Source organism: Pseudoalteromonas sp. S408 (assembly GCF_005886645.1).
Classification (GTDB): Bacteria; Pseudomonadota; Gammaproteobacteria; order Enterobacterales; family Alteromonadaceae; genus Pseudoalteromonas.
Genome location: NZ_PNDY01000088.1, coordinates 1 through 255, shown reverse-complemented (window position 1 = coordinate 255; position 255 = coordinate 1). Strand labels below are relative to the sequence as shown.

Sequence of the window (255 nt, the reverse complement as noted above, 5' to 3'; positions counted from 1 at the left end):
TGAGCGAGCACAGCGCAAGACATCGGCGAGACCGCCCGCTGGCCTCACTGCTGTGTGAGTGCGGCCAGTAGCCACCAGCCCCGCGAGGGATGCCACAGCCCCGCGATTGTCCCGTCGTGCATGCGTGCCACACGCAACTGGTCACGCTGCCACGGCGGGATATCGGCTTCCTGCAGCAAGCGCTTGAGATCGCGCCGCCCCCGCCCTGCCACTCGCAGTACATCTCCCGGCTGACGTGAGGTGAAGGCAACATGC

General features: G+C 67.1%; 1 protein-coding gene. It reads right to left on the bottom strand.

Annotated elements, in window-relative coordinates:
• Positions 1-44: 44 nt before the first annotated feature.
• On the bottom strand, positions 45-255 hold a 211-nt coding region (gene tilS / locus CWB62_RS18560), incomplete at its 5' end, for a tRNA lysidine(34) synthetase TilS (protein WP_138556302.1).